The following is a 17,799-nucleotide window of genomic DNA, read 5'->3' on the forward strand; positions in this document are numbered from 1 at the left end:
CTTTTTTAGCGCAATCTTGTTTATGAATCCACTGATTGGAGGAATTGAGATGACAGATGAATTACAGGCTGGCAAGGTCAATGTTTCCGCTTTTCCGGGGAGCCGCAAGGTGTATGTTCAAGGCCAGCGTCCGGATATCCGGGTCCCCATGCGGGAAATCCGCTTCAGCGGGACAGACGGCGGAGAACGGCAGGAATCCCTGCGGGTGTATGATACAAGCGGGGTCTATACCGACAGCGGTCAGCTCCCGGATATCCGCCTTGGCCTGTCTCCCCAGCGCTTGCCCTGGATCTGCGAGCGGGCGGACACCGAGACCTGTGCAAGAGCCGCAGACGCCGAAGACAACGGCGATTCGGAAAATGATAGTTCGGATGCGGATGCGCCAGTATTTTCCGGGGAACGCCGTCTTCCGCTGCGGGCCAAAGCAGGCCGGAACGTAAGCCAACTGCATTATGCCCGCAAGGGAATCATTACACCCGAGATGGAATATATCGCGATCCGCGAGAATGTCACTGCCGAATTTGTAAGAAACGAGGTCGCTCTGGGGAGGGCAATCATACCGGCCAACATCAATCATCCGGAGAGTGAGCCCATGATTATCGGCCGCCAATTCTTGGTCAAAATCAATGCCAACATCGGGAATTCGGCTATCTTTTCTTCCATAGAGGAAGAGGTGGAGAAAATGCGCTGGGCGACTCGCTGGGGCGCGGACACCCTTATGGACCTGTCGACAGGACGGAATATTCACGCCACCCGTGAATGGATTCTTCGCAACTCCCCCGTTCCCGTGGGAACCGTGCCGATCTATCAGGCTTTGGAGAAGGTAAATGGCCGGGCCGAGAATCTGAGCTGGGAGATTTACCGGGATACCTTGATTGAGCAGGCGGAGCAAGGGGTGGACTATTTTACAATCCACGCTGGCGTAAGGCTGGCATACATTCCGCTGACTGCGCAGCGTTTGACCGGGATTGTATCGAGGGGAGGAGCAATTATGGCCTCCTGGTGCCTGGCCCATCATGCCGAGAACTTTCTCTATACGCATTTTGAGGACATCTGCGAGATTATGAAGACGTATGATATCGCCATTTCGCTCGGCGACGGTCTGCGGCCCGGCTCCATCGCCGACGCCAACGACGAAGCCCAGTTCGCAGAGCTAAGGACCCTCGGGGAGCTGACCGAAATCGCCTGGAAGCATGATGTCCAGGTCATGGTGGAAGGACCGGGGCATATTCCCATGCATCTGATCAAGGAGAATATGGACAAGCAGCTGGAGTGGTGCAAGGAAGCCCCCTTCTACACGCTGGGTCCGCTCACCACCGATATTGCCCCGGGCTACGACCATATTACCTCGGCTATCGGCGCAGCCATGATCGGCTGGTTCGGCACCGCCATGCTGTGCTATGTGACTCCGAAGGAGCATCTGGGCTTACCCGGCAAGGAGGATGTGCGCGAGGGGGTCATCACCTACAAAATAGCCGCCCACGCCGCCGATCTGGCCAAGGGCCATCCCGGCGCCCAGGCACGCGACGACGCGCTGTCCAAAGCCCGTTTTGAATTCCGCTGGCAGGATCAATTCAATCTGTCGCTCGACCCGGAGCGGGCCAGAGCATTCCACGACGAAACCCTGCCAGCAGAAGCGGCCAAGACTGCCCACTTCTGCTCCATGTGCGGCCCGAAATTCTGCAGCATGCGTATCTCACAGGATATCCGCGCTATGGCCCGGCAGCAGGATCAGGCCGAGGAAGAAGCCGCTATCGCTGCCGGGATGAAGGAGAAAGCCCAGGCCTTTCAGAAGGGTGGCTATTCGCTTTACAGCTAAAGCGGCTTCTATACAAAGCTGTGCCACAAAAGAGCCTTCCATACGGGAGGCTCTTTTGTGGCACAGCAATCGTTACACCAGTATATCCCAGTCCTTGAACACGGGCTGCAGCCCGTTTCGGTACAGCATCTCCCTGATCTCTTCGACACTTCGCCCGTCCGATATCTCGAACTGCGGCGTCCCGTCTGCAGCCGTGTGCCCGCCCACCGCCGTCGACACGCCGGCGGACATCTTGGTGATGCCCAGATGCACCAGCCTGTCCCTTAGCGAAGCGGGCTCTCTGCTGGACAGGGTAATGCCCGCCCGGGGCAGGAAGAGACGATAGGCCAGAACCGTCTGCACCAGCGCGCTGTCCGTCACCTCCGATTCCGGGCTATAGTCCCCCAGAAACGGACGGAACCGCGGAATGGACAGGCTGATCTCGCAGCCCGGGTACTTATTCTGCAGATAGTCGGCGTGCATTGCCGCCATGAAAGCCTCTTCCCTCCAGTCATAGAGGCCGAGCAGGGCGCCGATGTTAACCGAGCGGAAGCCTGCCGCGCAGCCCCGTTCCGGAGCATCCAGACGGCTGCGGTAATTGCGCTTGGGTCCTTTTATGTGCAGCCTGCGGTACGTTTCCTGGTCGTAGACCTCCTGAAACAGAGTGAGGCTGTCCACACCGGCCTGCGCCAGCTCCATATATTCGGATACGGACAACGGATTCACTTCAATGCCGACTGAAGCGAAATGCCCGCGTAGCACCTCCGTGCACGCCTTCAAATAGCTGACCGGAGACGCCTGGCGCGATTCTCCTGTCAGCAGCAGGACATGGCGCATGCCGGTTGAAGCGATTGCGGCCGCCTCCAATTCGACCTCCCGCATATCCAGCTTCCTGCGCGGAAAATCGTAGATGGAGCTGAAGCTGCAATATTCGCAGTGATTCACACAGAAATCCGACACATACATCGGAGTAAACAGCTGCACGGCGTGACCGAACTGGCTGCGGGTCACTTGCTGCGCCTTCTGCGCCATGGCCTCCAGATGTCTTCCGGCAGCCGGGGACAAGAGGGCCAGCAGGTCTTCCTCACCCAGCCTCGGTTTGCCCAGAATCCGCAGAATATGCGAATCCGTATACTCCTGCTGCTTGCTGTGAATGGATCGCTCCTTCAGCCCCGCTAACCTGTTATAAAAGCTCATGCCGTCCCCCCTTATTCATGCAGAAAGCCGGTTAACGGCGAAGATGCCGCAGCTTCCTGCTGCACCGGACCCAGACCCGACAGATAGGCCAGTCTTCCCGCCGCTACCGCCGCGCGGAACGCTTCCGCCATGCCAAGCGGATCACGCGCAGTGGCAATGGCCGTGTTCAGCAGCACCGCCGCTGCCCCCATTTCCATCGCTTCCGCCGCCTCCGAGGGCCTGCCGATGCCGGCATCCACGATGACAGGCATTCCGGTCTCCTCGATCATCATCCCGATCAGCTCCTTGGTGCGCAGGCCCCGGTTGCTTCCGATGGGAGAGCCAAGCGGCATGACCGCCGCCGCACCTGCGTCGCGCAGCCGGATGGCAGCCGCAAGATCCGGGCTCATATAGGGAAGCACCACAAAGCCTTCGGCAGCCAGCACCTCCGTTGCCCGGAGTGTCTCCAGGTTATCGGGCAGGAGGTACCGCTGGTCATTGATGACTTCGATTTTGACCCAATTCCCCATATCTGCCGCTCTGGCCAGCCGGGCGATCCGGATCGCCTCCTCCGCCGTGCGGGCACCGGAGGTATTCGGCAGCAGGGTCATGCTCCCGGGAATGTGGTGCAGCAGATTCTCCTCCTCCCAATCGGGATTCACCCTTCTTAACGCTACGGTAATTACCTCCGCTCCCGATCTGGCAATGACCTCGGGAATCAGCGTGTTACGGCTGTATTTGCCGGTACCGATAAACAGCCGGCTGGACAGCGCCTTGCCGCCGAGATGGAATACATCGTTCAATATGGCCACCCTCTCTATTCTAAATTTGCCTTAAGCCTTCAGCCGAAATAGCGGTGATACAAGGAACGGGCTTCCCCGGGATCAGCCGTACCGTGAACCAGTACACGCCCATCCGGGAAAAGCGCCATCCGGTACTTCTCTACCGTAAAAGACAGCATATAGGGGTTATGGTTGACCTGACCGTAAGCAGCCAGGCGCTGTCCCCATTCCGTCAAATCCAGCTTCCGGGGCTTGGGCGGGCGGATCTGCACGGTATCCCTTCCGCACAGTACGGCCGTTCTGGAATGATTGGCCGCCGACAGAAAGGGGAAGCTGGGCTGTTCCCCGCAGGTCGGACAATCCGCACGCTTCAGCCGGGCGGTGTCTACCGATACCTGCCGGTTCTCCCACAGATCAAATGAAACCATGGCCCCCCGCAGCGAATCCCGGCTGCCCGCCAGCCATTTGAGCGCCTCCGCCGTCTGATAGGCGGCGGTCATCTGTACCGCAGGCTGGATAATGCCTGCGGTATCGCAGGAGTCTCCCTCTGCATAAAGCTCCTCCAGCAGGCAATGCAGACAGGCGCTTGTTCCCGGAACCACGGTCAAGGACATTCCCCGGCTCCCGGCACAGGCGCCGTAAATCCAGGGAATTCCCCGTTTCACCGCGATATCGTTCAGAATCATCCGCGTCTCGAAATTGTCCGAGCCGTCAAGAATCAGATCGACGCCTGCGGTGTATTCGCCAATCTCATCGACGGTAACATCGGCGACAATGCCTTCCACCACCACTGATGAGTTAATGCTGCGCAGTCTGCGGGCAGCCGCCGCCGCTTTGGGCATCTGGTCTTCCGCATCCTGCTCGCTGTACAGATTCTGGCGCTGCAGATTGCTCCACTCCACCACATCCCGGTCGATCAGGGTGACATGGCCCACACCGGCGCGGACCATCGTCTCGGCAAGGGCGGACCCCAGCGCTCCGGCTCCCAGAATCAGTACTCTCGCAAGGCCCAGCTTCTTCTGGCCTTCACTTCCGATTCCATAGAAACGCTCCTGTCTGCTGTATCGGTCTTTGGTCTCCGGCATCAGGGCGGTCAGCCTCCTCCAACAAAATGTACCAGCTCAATCCGGTCGCCCGGAGACAGCCGGGTAAGTCCATATTCCTCCTTCCTGACAGCCGTACCGTTCAATTCAACAAGTACCCGTTTACCGCTCCAGGGACTTACAGACAGCAGATCGCCGACAGTCTCACATCCGGCATCCAGCACCGTGTCCTTGCCGTTTACATACACCTCCACAAGCTTCACCTCCTCTCCTGCCAGGCTTCATTAATCGCACGCCGGTAGGCTTGCGCCTGCTCCGCCGGGTCCGGCGAGCCGCTTATCCCCGACAGCACCGCAATGCCTTGCGCGCCGCTGCGGATGATATCCCCGGCATTGTCCGGCCGTATCCCGCCGATGGCAATCACCGGCACAGGACAGCTGTGTACCGTCTCTCTCAGCATTCCAAGCCCCCGGCCGGGCAGACCGGCTTTGCTGGAAGTGGCAAATACATGGCCGAACAGGCAGTAGTCCGCCCCCGCTTCCGCTGCCAAGGCAGCCTCGGCGGGAGAATGCACGGAACACCCTATTCGCAGGCTGGGGGCTGCCCGGCGCGCGGCGGAAGCCGGAAGGCTGTGCCCCGCCAGCTGGACGCCTCCCGCCCCGGCCGCCAGCGCCACGTCCAGCCGGTCATTGACCATGATCGAGGCAAGGGGAATACCCGCCCGGTGCAGCTCCATTACCGTCTCATATTGCGCACCCGCGGGCAGCTGCTTGTCCCGCAGATGAATATAATCCACATAGGGCAGCACCGCTGCTGCGACCTTCAGCAGCGCCGGAACCGGAAGTCCGCCGCCGGAAATGAAGTGAAGCTCGGGTGCCGTACCTCCGCCCGCAAATCCCAACATAAGCAATCCCCCAAATAGTCATCTATACTTCTGAATGCCGAAAGAATGCAACAAGCCGCCCTCCAGAAGGAGGGCGGCTAAGAAAAGCAACCATAAATAAGAAATAAGCCAAAGCAGGCAAATATTCATTACGTTCACTCTTAACTCGCCACTTCCCTACGCAGGCATTAACCAGATCAGGTTCAAAGGGTCCGAATAGTACATTCGTCTCAGCCTTGCGGCCCCCCTAGTGTCGAACAGTATGCAATTACCAATGAATATACACGATTACCCATGAAACCACAATCATTTCTTGTTGCAAGCCAGTGTTGCGCGAGCCGGTTATATCACTACCGGAATGATTCTGCCGTCTTCGTCATAGGACAGCTCGGCGAATTTCACTGACCGTTTGTGATCCACACCGCCCGACAGGGACGCATCGTGGTAGAACAGATACCATTTGCCGCCGAATTCCACGATGGAATGATGCGTTGTCCAGCCAAGCACCGGGTTCAGGATGGTTCCCTGGAAGACAAACGGTCCGCACGGCTTGTCGCTGGTGGCATAGACAATTTTATGGGTCGTGCCCGTGGAGTACGACAAGTAGTATTTTCCGTTATACTTGTGCATCCATGGACCTTCAAAGTATCTCCGGTCCTCATCCCCGGCAAGAATAGGGGTTCCTGCTTCATCGGTGATAACGATCTCCTGCGGCGCCGACCGGAAGGACAGCAGGTCTTCGCTAAGCTCGGCCACCCGTGCCCCGTAGGCCGGTTCTTCCGGACCTTTCTCCGGCGCATCCGGCCGGAACTCTCCGGTCTGCCATTTTTCCAATTGTCCGCCCCATAGTCCGCCGAAATACATATAGGCCCGCTCATCCTCGTCAATGAACACCGCCGGGTCGATGCTGAAGCTGCCTTCAATATATTGCTCCTGGGCCGCAAAAGGGCCTGCCGGAGACTCCGACGTCGCCACTCCGATGCGGAAGATTCCTTCCTTATCCCGGGCCGGGAAGAAGAGATAATAAGTGCCTTTCCGGTATGTGGCGTCGGGGGCCCACATTTGCTGCGAGGCCCACGGCACATCCTTCAGGTGCAGCGCCAGCCCATGGTCCACACACGGTGAATCCGGACTGTCCATGGACAATACATGATAATCTTCCATCGCATATTGATCGCCGTTGTCGTTCGTTGGACCGTCGTGGTCGATGTCATGGGACGGGTAAATATACAGCTTGCCCTCAAAGACATGAGCGGAGGGGTCGGCTGTATAGAGATGGGTTACTAACGGCTTATGTTGCTCTGCCATAACAGGCTTCTCCTCCTTGGGTAGTGGTATTAAAATGAACTATTCCTTGACGCCACCCAGCGCCACGCCTGCGATAATGTAACGGGACAGCAGGAAATACACCACGAACAGCGGCAATGCCGTCAGTGCAAGGCCCATATAAATGGAGCCGAACTCCGTCTTGTAAATGTCGCCGCGCAGCAGGCTGACCATGATCGGCATCGTATATTTTTCCTTCTGGGTCAAGAGAATCAGCGGCATGAACAGGTTGTTCCAGTTAGCGACAAAAGCAAAGATCGCCTGTGTCGCCACCGCCGGCATCATCAGCGGCAGAATAATCCGGTTGAACGTCTTGAACTCGCCCGATCCGTCCACGCGCGCCGCCTCCACAATCTCCAGCGAGAGCGTCGCGAGCAGATACTGGCGCATGAAGAAGACGACCGCCGGCGCCGCTATGGCCGGCAGGATCAGCGGCAGGAAGCTGTTCGTCCAGTGCAGCTTATACATGAACTGATAGAAGCCGATGGCGCTCGCCTGGGCCGGAATCATCATGACGCACAGGATGAAGGTGAAGAACGGTCCCCGCAGCTTCCAGTCGTAAGCCACAATGCCATAGGCCGTCAGGGACGAGAAATAAACCGTACAAAGCGTTGCCGCACTGGAGATAATGAATGAATTCATGAAGCCCTGAAGCGGATCGAAGCTCTTGTCCAGCAGCACCCGCAGATTGCTCATCATATGGCTGGAAGGCAACAGCGACAGGCCGCTTTGAATCTCAGGTGTGGAGCGTGTGGCATTGACGAACATGATCCAGAACGGCAGAATGCTGAGCAGCGCCAGCAGAATGCAGACGATATAGACAATCGTCTTGGTGAGTTTCCGGTTTACGTTTCCGGTGCTTTTAATTTTCTCCATATGATTACACCTCCCTTGCGGTTGTTGCTTGAGCGGACCGAGCGGCTCTGCGCTTCATTTTCTCCGCTTTCTTGAGCCTTGCTGCGTCGCGGTCTCGCATCAGGAAGAACAGCAGCGACGACAGTACCGCCGTGATCAGGAACATTATCATGCTCGCTGCCGCAGCGCGGTTATACATATAGCTGCCCTTGAAGGCTTGCCCGTAAATAAACATGGACGTGGTCATCGTTGAATCATCCGGTCCGCCGGCCAGGAACAGCTGCGGAATATCGAACATCGTCAAACCGCCGACCATCGAAGTAATCAGAGTGAACAGCAGGATTGTCCGCAGGCTCGGCAGCGTGATGCGGAAGAAGGTCTGCACCCCGTTCGCACCGTCGATTGCCGCAGATTCGAACAGTGCCGGATTAATGCCCATGACCCCGGCAATCAGGACGATCATCGTATTTCCGTACCACATCCAGAACTGGATGAAGGCCACGATACCGCGTGCAGTCGTCTTATCCTGCAGGAAAAAGATCGGAGCGTCGGACCACCCCAGCATCTCGAACAAACTGTTGATAGGACCCATCGGATAGGCAAACAAGCTGTTGAAGAGGATGGCAATCGTACTGGCAGTAATAATATTGGGCATATACAGCAGGACCTTGAAAGCCCCCTGCCCCTTAATGTTCATTCTCTTGTTCGTGAACCAGGCCGTAAGCAGCAGCGCCAGGAGCATTTGCGGAACGAAATTGAGGACCCACAGCAGTCCCGTGTTGGTCAGAGACTTGATGAAGGTAGGATTGTCAAAGAGCAAATCCTTGAAGTTTTGAAAAGGATTGTCCATGATGTGAATCGGCTTCGGGATCAATCCTTTCATGTCAGTAAAGCCGATCACCGCGGTGTACACAATCGGATAAAGCGAGAAGATCAGAAATGCCAGGACAAATGGCAGGGTAAAAATATAACCGTACTTCGAATAGCTGACACCCTTGCGGCGCATGCTCTCACCTCTTTTATTGATATGAAAGGGCGGGATTCCCCCGCCCCTTCCGGCCCTTCTTATTCGCTATCGATACCCAACTGGTCTTTGACCTGCTGCTTGAACGTCTTGATCGCATTGTCGCGGTCCTTGTTGCCGGCAGTGTATTCACGGACCTGATCGCGCCAGAGCTTGTTGATCGTTTCGTCATACTGGGTCAGGTTCTTACCCGAAGCATTGGCGTTGGCGGGAACGAATACGTCAAACATATTTTGACCGCCGAGCAATGGAACTTCGCCGTTGGACTTCGCCATAACAACGGAGGAGGCAACGCTGTCCTTCGTGCCCTGCTCGCCTTCCTTCATTGTGCCATTGGCCCAGTAATACTGCAGACCAGTTTCGGATGTATCAAGCGTTACCCACTTCACGAAATCGGCAACCGCCTGTTTCTTGGCATCATCCTTCGTAACATCTTTGTTAGCCAGCAGCCAGGTGCCGCCCCAGAAGAAGCCAGTGGTCGGTTCGGTAACGGCCCAGTCGCCGTTGGTGTCCTTCACTTGACCATTCATCGTGTAGTTGATGAGCCAAGCGGGACCGAAGAAGCCGAAGATTGGCTGTGCGCCGGTGCCGGACATATCCGCGTACCAGGCTTCCGTCCAGTCGGTCGTATCGTTATGATAGCCGTTGTCTTTCAGCTTTTTGGAGAGATCCAGGAACTCTTCACGCTTCGGATCGATGTGCAGCTTGCCGTCGACAATCCAACCCGTATCGGAGCTGTTCTCAATTGCGTGCCAGATATCGCCGTCGCCGGAAACAATACCGTAGCCCTTGGCTTTCAGCTTCTCGGCCGCCGAGAAGAATTTATCCCAGCCCGGACCGACCTCTGCCTTGATGGCAGCCGGATCATCCGTGCCAAATACCTCCTTCGCAATAGAGCGGCGATAGATAAAGGCACCGCCGGTCGCCTGATAGCCGAGGCCCTTCAACTGGCCGTCCGTGCTGCTGCCGATATCCACCGAGTATTGGGCGATGCCCGCATCCTTCACCAGTTGGTCATCAAGACCCAGGTCCGCATAATTAGCGGCATAGCTGGATGCGTCGCCTTGCGTATATTTGAGCACGAACGCCGCTTCGGCGGCATAAACATCAGGTGCGTCCTTGCCGCCGGCCGCCAGGGCCTGGTCAAGTGCAGGCTGATAAGCGCCGTCGGTCGTCGCAATTACCGTGGTTTTGAACTCCACGTTCGCGTCCGGATGAGTTTCAAGATATTTTTTCGTCATATTCGGAATTTCGTCGGTGAAGCTCCAAAGATTAATGGTAACCTTTTCACCGCTGCCTTTAGCCGGAGCTTCGGAAGCGTTTGCCGCTGGAGCCTGACTGGCATTTCCGCCGGATGCATTGGAATTGGAGTTAGAGTTTGAATTCCCCCCGCAAGCTGCGAGCGCCGTTGTTAGAACCAGTGCCGTGGAAATTCCAACCATCGTACGTTTCATACTTTTCATACTTTGCCTCCCCTTTTTAGTTGCTGCCTCGGTTTTTTGTAACCGCATACACATTATAGTCCCTGCGGTTTGCAGGCATAAGGCTACAGCTATTGGGGAAAATTCCACTTTTATTGGGTGTTGTCCCGGCAGCCCAAAGAAAGTACAGAAGCCGACCGGAGCACTCCGGTCGGCTTCAACTGCATGTATAAGGTTAAGCTACAAGCTCTCTTTAAGTCCCCGTTTCGAACCGAAACCGGCTTAGCCTGATATCGCCCTCCAGTTCCAGGAAGATCCGGGCGGCGCCGGAGAGCTGTTGGACCGGGCACGAGACTGTATGCCAGCCGCTCCCGCTCCCTGTCCCGCTTCCGGCGCCTGCGGCGTCTTTAACCGTCAATTCTCCGGCAACAGGACCATCGTGAGCATTCAGCCGTACGCGGATTGCGCCGGTGCCTTCGGATAAGACATGCGCTTCGAAGACGGAGGCCAGCGGCGGAAATGCTGTATCGAAGTAACCGGACCAGGCAGTAGCGGACGCTCCGGCCGGGCGGATGCATACGCCGTTTACCGGCTCTATATCCCCCAGGCTCCCCCTCTCTTTACATTCATCCAGATACAGTCCCTCATAGTCATCGTAGTTCTCGGCAGCGGTCCACCTGCACAGGTCGCGCGGCGGAACGGTTTCTCCCCGCACAGACAGCTCTGTCATAAGCTTGATGTCCTCCGAGGATACTCCTGCGAGCAGCGAATACCGACAGGCTTCCACACAGTACCGGTCGCGGGTTACATCCCAGTACGCCAATTCAGAGACCGGAACCGTAAATTCGATCCTGAGGCATTCCCCGGGCTGCAGATGAATCCGGCGGAAGCCGATCAGCTGCTTCTGCGGACGGACGACGCGCGATCCTTCCGTTCGTATGTACAGCTGAACGACCTCGTCACCGGCCATGGTGCCGGTATTCTCAATGCTGAGCTCCGCAGTGAAGCTGTCATCCTCCACAGGCTGTTCCCCGGAGATGGTCAGACCGGAGTAGCGGAATGAAGTGTAGGATAATCCGTATCCGAACGGATACAGCGGGCTGCCGTCGAAATATTGATAAGTCCGTTTGCCCTTAATAATATCGTAGTCCATAATATCCGGAAGCTGTTCTTCGGAGCGGTACCAGGTCATACTCAACCGGCCCGCCGGGTTGTAGCGGCCCAGCAGCACATCCGCCACAGCGGTTCCCAGCTCCTGGGAGCCGTGGGCGGTGTACAGGATGGCGGGCAGCAGCTCCGCCAGTTCGCCCAAAGCATACGGGTAGCTTCCGACGATGATCAGTACTGTGTTCGGATTCGCTTCGTGAACGGCGCGGATCAGCCGTTCCTGGTAATCCGGCAGGCTCAATCCGGGCCGGTCGAAATCTTCCTTGCCGTTCAGCAGCGGATGATTCCCCGCGAAGACCAGCGCTACATCCGCTGCCTTGGCGATCTCCACAGCTTCCTCGATGCCGGAGCTTGCAGTCTCCACAGTAAACGGGTAGACCGGGCGGGGTTCGCCGCTGCCGTCTCTGCCGGACACGGGCTTCCCGCTGCCGTCTCCGTCCGAATCAGCCGCAGCCGGTCCATCCATGGCGTCGGCACCGTAAGTGGCATCAGCGCTGTCAGCACCCGCAGCTTTCCAGGCGCCAAGAACCAGCTCATGATCCGGCGACGCTTCTTTTACGGACACGTTGCGGCCGTTCCACGTCCGGATCCCGGTCGTCCCGTCGCCGCCCGGCACGAGCTCCAGCCTCTCCTTCACGAACCAGCCCCATATGTCCTTGGCCTCGGCGGCAAGCCGCCCGCCTTGGTCATCGGCGGTGACATAGCTGCCGTTGGCATGGGAGCGGAGCGTGTTCACTCCCCAGCCCCAGTCCGTGCGGCGGAACCGTTCACCCGCAGACGGATGCTCACGGTCCGCCACCAGCAGACCGTTCTCCCAGCCCTTCGTGCCGACATATCGGCCGCTGTGGACGGAGCGGAGATACACCCGGTCGTCCCCGTCCCGGAAGTCGACCCTGGCGTCCGGCAGCGCCGCGACGATTCCCTGCAGCGGGCTGACTGTATACGGCGGGTGCCCCGTGTACCAGTCACGGTAGACCGTGTCGGCAAGCGGCCCGATCACCGCAGCCCGGCGGATGGTCTCCGGCCGGAGCGGAAGGATCTCGTCTTCATTCCTCAGTAGCACAATGGCTTCCCGTGCCGCCTTCAAAGCAGTCTCCCGATGGGCTGGATGATGGAGGACCGTCTCCGCAATCTGCGCATACGGATTCAGCTCGTCCGGGTCGAACTGTCCGAGACGGATACGGATACGGAACACATTGCGGATGGCACAGTCCAGTTCGGCTTCAGTCAGCAGGCCCCGCTCCAGGGCCTCCCGGATCGATTTCTTGACCAGCGCGGAATCGTCGGTTACGCAGTCGATGCCGCCCTTTATGGCAAAAGCAACCGCCTCCGCATAGGTCCGGCAATAGCCATGCTCACTCACCGTCATCGACATATCGCCGCCGTCGCTGACAATGAAGCCGTCCATCCGCCATTCCTCCTTCAGTACGCCTTTCACATCCGGGTGGCCGATTGCCGGGGTGCCGTTAATGGAATTGAACGCGGTCATCAGGGAATGCACACGCCCCTCGGTGACTGCACGCTCGAATGCTTTCAAATAATATTCCCGCCGGTTGCGCGGATCGACCGAAGAAGAGCTGCTCAGCCGCCCCTGCTCATTGTTGTTGGCGTAGAAATGCTTAAGAGCAGGCGCCAGTTTAATATAAAAAGGATGCTCCCCATGCATCCCCTGGATCAGTGAGGTCGCCAGAACCCCCGTCAAATGCGGGTCCTCTCCGTAGGCCTCCTCCGTGCGTCCCCAGCGCGGGTCCCGCTCCATATCCACTGTCGGCGCCCAGACGGTCAGACCGCTGAGCCCGCCCCGCTGCCGGTAGTAGCTCCGGGCTTCATCGCCGATTACATTCCCGATCTCCTTCAGCAGCTCCGGGTTCCAGGTGGAGGATAGGCCGATGGTCTGCGGGAATACCGTGGCCGGACCATCCTGGGCCACAAAGCCGTGGGCGGCTTCCCCGCCGACCCAATACTCGGCAATGCCCAGCCGCGGGACCGCCTCCTGGCGGGTGGGCATCAGCCCGATTTTATCCTCAAGCGTAAGACGGTCCAAGAGATCATCCAGCCGCTGCTCCAGGGGGAGCGAAGCATTCCACATCGGCAGCGTCCGGAAATCGGTTTCCGTTCGTTTCATCGTCACATAGTCAGTCCTCTCTGTACAGAGATTGGTTGCGCTTTCTATTGTACACCTTCCGCAGCCTGTGCAGGACAAAATATGGAAGAACGAAGTTCTTCTGTCAGCCGTGTTGCAATATACCTTTCGTACGGACTGAGGCGACGCTATTTCAGCGGCATCGGACGATTGGCATACGACTATAAAAAAAATCCGGGAGCGAACGTCCCGGATAACCTGCTACTTGCTCAGCTGCAAATGCAGCTTTGCTCCGATATGATTGCAGTCTAACCGCAGCGCTTCTTTAAATTCAGCCTCTGCCATCCCTTTTCTGCCTAGACCCAGCAATCCAAGACCCCGCATAAACCGGCAATGAATCTCATTTCTTTTGTTCAAATCCTCATCAAATACAAGGAAGTCCGGCAGCGATACCGCGAAGTAGTCAATCTTTACATCGTCAAACAGATGCTTTTCCGCGTAATCCACCAGTTTGTTAAAACGCCGTTTAGCCTCATGCGTGTCCTGTAGCTTCAGCCAGGCAAGGCCTTGATAGAAGATCATTTCCGGCGGCTGGTCATTGTAATACATCGCACTGGTCGGTTCCTCAAGACCGTTCGAAGCTGCACGGAACGATGCCTCTGCTTGTTCCTGCTGCCCCAGTCCCTCATAGGCGCAGCCCAGATAGTAATAGATGTTATTCTCCTGTGCACCGGCCAGCTTCCCTTCGCCCAGATTCAGGGGATAGACAAGGGCTGTTTGCAGCAGGTCCACAGCCTGTGCAAAGGCGCCTTCCTGAATAACCTGTTTGGCTAATTCCACATGCGCCAGTACGTATTGACCTGTTGCTTTACCCTCGCCGCCCTCCCACGGATGGAAATTCCGTGAAGCCAGCAGTTGGATGGCTTCCTTATGTCTGCCAAGAAGGTTGTGCAGTGTAACATACTCCAGATACAAATCGTCACGGGCACCTACGAGTCCGGTACGGCTCTCCAAGAACTCCAGACGTTCATCCGCCGGCAATCCGATTTTTTTGTACAGCTGATCCAGCTCGAATAACACCCGCGCATCACCGGGATCACAGGCCAGTGCCTGTTCCAGTGAAGCCCGCGCCGCTTCGGCATTCCCTTGCTTGTTGTAATAGGCCAGGGCCAGATTTCTGTGTACCACCGAATAGCTGTCGTCGAAGGAACGGGACTGCTCCCAATAGCTGATCGCCTCCTGATGACGCTTCTTGTCGTAAAGCAGATTTCCGAGGTAGTAGCAGGCTTTGGCGTTCTCAGGCTGAACAGCGATTACATATTCAAGGACTTGAAGCTCAAACAGAGTGTTCGGGAAGCAGTAATCTGCTTTAGCCTTTTCTCCTGCAGAAATATAACTAGCCACGTACGCCTGCTGGCCTGATTTTCCGTACAAATAAGCCAGTGTGTAATTTACCATAGGGTCCTGGGCGTTCTGCACCAGGAGCAGCACTTGAACAGCCTCTTCATACAGGCCGGCATTTGCATAATCCGAGGCCAGTTCAAGATAATTTTTCGGCTCCCCGCGCAGCAGTTCCTTAAACTCGTTGAGTGCTGCAGTGAACGCTTCATGTCTCCCCTGCACTTCCCGGATCAGTGCCAGCTCATAATGGGCTCCGAAATCAGCGACATCGAGCTTGAGTGTTTCTTCAGCAAAAGCTTCAGCTTCGCTCCATTTGCCTAGCTTACGCAGCATAGCGGTTTTGATATTTCTGGATTTATAGTTCCGGGCATTGCGGATCAGGGAACGTTCGGCAAGGTCCAGCGCCTCTGCGTGATTTCCCTTCTCGGCAGCAATCTGCGCCAGCGAGAAATAACCGCCGTCCTGCCATGCCGCACTCCAGACGGCTTTATAGAAAGCAGTAAAAGCTTCATCCAGACGCCCCTGGAGCTTCAGGCTAAGTCCCAGCTGGTAATACGCTTCTCCGTCATACGGATTGGGGTTACGCCAAGTCACCCGCTTGACCGCTTTGCGGAAATACGGTTCACTTTCGGCGAATAATCCCCTGCGCAGCAGCAAGGTTCCGTACGCAATATTTATCCGGCTGTCGTTCTCATCACGTTTGAGTCCTTCCAGATAGTACGGCTCCGGTTCAAAAGTGGCATGGCGGTACTGCTCCAGATGAAGCCCGGCTAAATACAATTCTTCATTGGTAGCAAGCTCCTGCGGTGCGGGCAGCGGCTTGGCGGCATCCGGCACTTGTTCAATATCCTTTGGCTGCGGTGTATACGATACCAACAGATTGCCCGCAGCATCTTTTACCGAGAGAGTGAGTTCGTGGTCCTTCACGCCTGCAGCAAGATTAACTTCTGCAGCGTACGTATCCGCCGGTGTGAGTGTAATACGCTTGGACAGCAGAAGCCCCTGTGGTCCGGCAAGCTCCACTACGGCATCCTCATACCGCGCAGTGGCGTATACAAATACTCCTGCAACGCCCTGGTCTTCGTCCACTTCGAGATTAACCGCTGCTTCAGTGGTAGCATTTTTGACCACCCCGATATTCTTGTACGGCATGAAATATTGGGTAAAGGTCTTCTCTTCATAGGGCTGCAGCCACGTGAAGTCCGGCTGGTTATCGGTGAATACTCCGGTCATAAGCTCGATGTACGGGCCATCCTCATCGGTTAAGTTGCGGTCCCACGCCTGGCCAAACTCGCCATTCCCCCAGGTCCACTGCTTCTTCCCTGGCGAAATATGATGGTTTGCAACATGCAGGAGTCCGGCCTGTACAGAATGATCGTATCCGCCCACGAAATTATAGTCGGATTTGTAAGCCATATAGGAAGTCGGTACCGGGATATTCTTGTAACGCGAGATATCAACACCGGAAGAATAATTCATCTTGTAATAGGTGCCAGTGGCGATCGGGAATCGCGATACATCACGTTTACCATGGTCAAACACGGCGGTTACATCCGGAGGAAACACCGACTGGGTGTGATCATTTACAGCAACGGCGGGATTGGCCCACCACAGGAAGGTCTGCGGCTCCGGGGTGCGGTTATATAATTGTGCGGAGATTTCAATGTATGCCTTGTCCGGGTGCAGCGTAAAGCCGGCAGTCACCTTTGTCCCGTACATTCGGTCAATTTCGCTGACCCATACCGTTGCGCTGCCGTCCTCTTTCTCTTCCAGCCGGTATTCAACCGGTCCGTACGTATTGGGGCGGTGATGCTGCGGCCAGTTGAATTCGATACCGCCCGATATCCACGGTCCGGCAAGGCCGACCAGCGCCGGCTTAATCACCTGATTGTAATAGACAAAATCATAATGATTGGTGCGGTCTACGGCCCGGTAAATGCGTCCGCCCAGTTCAGGCATAATTTCAACCCGCAAATATTCATTCTCCAAGACAACGACCTGATACGGGGCCGGCTTCTTCTCATCTTCGATGGATTCAATAACGGGATGCGGGTACACCCTGCCGGAACTTCCCTGATAGACCCGTTTCTCCAGGAACATCGGGTTTTTATTGGGTTCACCGACACCGTAGGTTGGAATCTGAACGGTTTCTTCCCATACTTTTGTTGTGGAAATGCGTTCGGTCAACGTTATCACTCCTGTGTGTAAAGTTAATTGGATAACTCCACAATACAGGAACCCCATTAGGGTAACAATTCAGGAAGTTCGGAATAAGATGGATTATTTTCTTGTATCAGACCACACCGAGGCTTGTTTAAAAATAAAGCAAGGAAATGCCGATATGCACCTCCATATCGCCTTCACAGCAAACAAAATCCTTTGCACTGGACTATATACTGGTTTCATTGCACATTCAAATCCAACGTCGGCAGCAATCTCGGCCACCTGACGCTGTGTACCGGCAAGAAGCTGGGCAGCCCTCTCCATTCTGAACTTATTGAGTGTATTCAGAATCGTGTCCCCCACCTGCTCCTTGAACAGATGGGACAAACGGGAAATGGATAAGCAGCTTGTCCTGGCAAGCTCAGGTAAGCTCACCTTCTGCGCCGGATGCAGCTGCAAGTCCCTTAGAATATCGGAGATTCTCGGATCCATTGAAACGCTATGCTCCTGATTTGCACTTAATTGAACATGAACAAGCGCTTCCTCCAGCGCAAGCTCAGACAGCCGGCGGTGAAGCATTGAAGTTACGCCGGGAGGTTCATGGGTGACCATACGCATCAGAGCCTCCTGAATGGAGCGGCGCAGCTCCGCAGACGGGATGTGCTGGAAGATAAATT

The 17,799-nt window shown here is 56.3% G+C and carries 13 protein-coding genes and 1 riboswitch; of the genes, 1 reads left to right on the forward strand and 12 read right to left on the reverse strand.

Going from position 1 to position 17,799, the window contains the following annotated elements; genetic code table 11:
• Positions 1-49 precede the first annotated feature (49 nt).
• On the forward strand, positions 50-1,819 hold the full coding sequence (gene thiC / locus F1379_RS10315) for a phosphomethylpyrimidine synthase ThiC (protein WP_150269130.1): 1,770 nt from the start codon (positions 50-52) through the stop codon (positions 1,817-1,819).
• Between the two features lie 72 nt (positions 1,820-1,891).
• Here the strand turns inward: thiC and thiH are convergent, their stop codons facing one another.
• The 12 genes from thiH to F1379_RS30280 form a co-directional block, all read right to left on the reverse strand.
• Positions 1,892-2,995 (reverse strand): 2-iminoacetate synthase ThiH, encoded by a 1,104-nt coding sequence (gene thiH, locus F1379_RS10320; RefSeq protein WP_150269132.1) that lies wholly within the window; start codon positions 2,993-2,995, stop codon positions 1,892-1,894.
• Positions 2,996-3,006: 11 nt separating this feature from the next.
• The gene (locus F1379_RS10325) at positions 3,007-3,777 is read right to left on the reverse strand and encodes a thiazole synthase (RefSeq protein ID WP_150269134.1); all 771 of its coding nucleotides are present in this window, start codon (positions 3,775-3,777) and stop codon (positions 3,007-3,009) included.
• Between the two features lie 38 nt (positions 3,778-3,815).
• On the reverse strand, positions 3,816-4,841 hold the full coding sequence (locus F1379_RS10330; protein WP_150269136.1) for a ThiF family adenylyltransferase: 1,026 nt from the start codon (positions 4,839-4,841) through the stop codon (positions 3,816-3,818).
• Positions 4,842-4,849: 8 nt separating this feature from the next.
• A complete protein-coding gene (thiS, locus tag F1379_RS10335) occupies positions 4,850-5,053 on the reverse strand; it encodes a sulfur carrier protein ThiS (RefSeq protein ID WP_239004620.1) in 204 nt (67 codons plus the stop codon).
• Between the two features lie 5 nt (positions 5,054-5,058).
• Entirely contained in the window at positions 5,059-5,703 is a 645-nt protein-coding gene (locus F1379_RS10340; RefSeq protein ID WP_150269141.1) for a thiamine phosphate synthase, read from the reverse strand.
• 136 nt (positions 5,704-5,839) lie between these two features.
• A riboswitch (TPP riboswitch) is annotated at positions 5,840-5,941 on the reverse strand.
• An 83-nt stretch (positions 5,942-6,024) separates the two neighbouring features.
• Positions 6,025-6,990, reverse strand: coding sequence for a glycoside hydrolase family 43 protein (locus tag F1379_RS10345; RefSeq protein ID WP_150269143.1), 966 nt, complete (start codon positions 6,988-6,990; stop codon positions 6,025-6,027).
• Positions 6,991-7,029: 39 nt separating this feature from the next.
• Complete coding sequence (locus tag F1379_RS10350) at positions 7,030-7,884, reverse strand: carbohydrate ABC transporter permease (RefSeq protein WP_150269145.1); 855 nt, start codon at positions 7,882-7,884, stop codon at positions 7,030-7,032.
• Between the two features lie 4 nt (positions 7,885-7,888).
• Positions 7,889-8,869, reverse strand: a complete 981-nt coding sequence (locus F1379_RS10355; protein WP_150269147.1) for a carbohydrate ABC transporter permease — start codon at positions 8,867-8,869, stop codon at positions 7,889-7,891.
• Between the two features lie 59 nt (positions 8,870-8,928).
• Entirely contained in the window at positions 8,929-10,350 is a 1,422-nt protein-coding gene (locus F1379_RS10360) for an ABC transporter substrate-binding protein (RefSeq protein ID WP_150269149.1), read from the reverse strand.
• A 211-nt stretch (positions 10,351-10,561) separates the two neighbouring features.
• Positions 10,562-13,600 (reverse strand): glycoside hydrolase family 3 protein, encoded by a 3,039-nt coding sequence (locus F1379_RS10365; protein WP_239004630.1) that lies wholly within the window; start codon positions 13,598-13,600, stop codon positions 10,562-10,564.
• A 219-nt stretch (positions 13,601-13,819) separates the two neighbouring features.
• Positions 13,820-17,146 (reverse strand): DUF5107 domain-containing protein, encoded by a 3,327-nt coding sequence (locus F1379_RS10370; RefSeq protein WP_239004621.1) that lies wholly within the window; start codon positions 17,144-17,146, stop codon positions 13,820-13,822.
• A 93-nt stretch (positions 17,147-17,239) separates the two neighbouring features.
• On the reverse strand, positions 17,240-17,734 hold the full coding sequence (locus tag F1379_RS30280) for a helix-turn-helix domain-containing protein (protein ID WP_239004631.1): 495 nt from the start codon (positions 17,732-17,734) through the stop codon (positions 17,240-17,242).
• Positions 17,735-17,799: the final 65 nt, after the last annotated feature.

Origin of the sequence: Paenibacillus tepidiphilus, from assembly GCF_008635795.1 — a bacterium.
Lineage (GTDB): Bacteria > Bacillota > Bacilli > Paenibacillales > Paenibacillaceae > Paenibacillus_AQ > Paenibacillus_AQ tepidiphilus.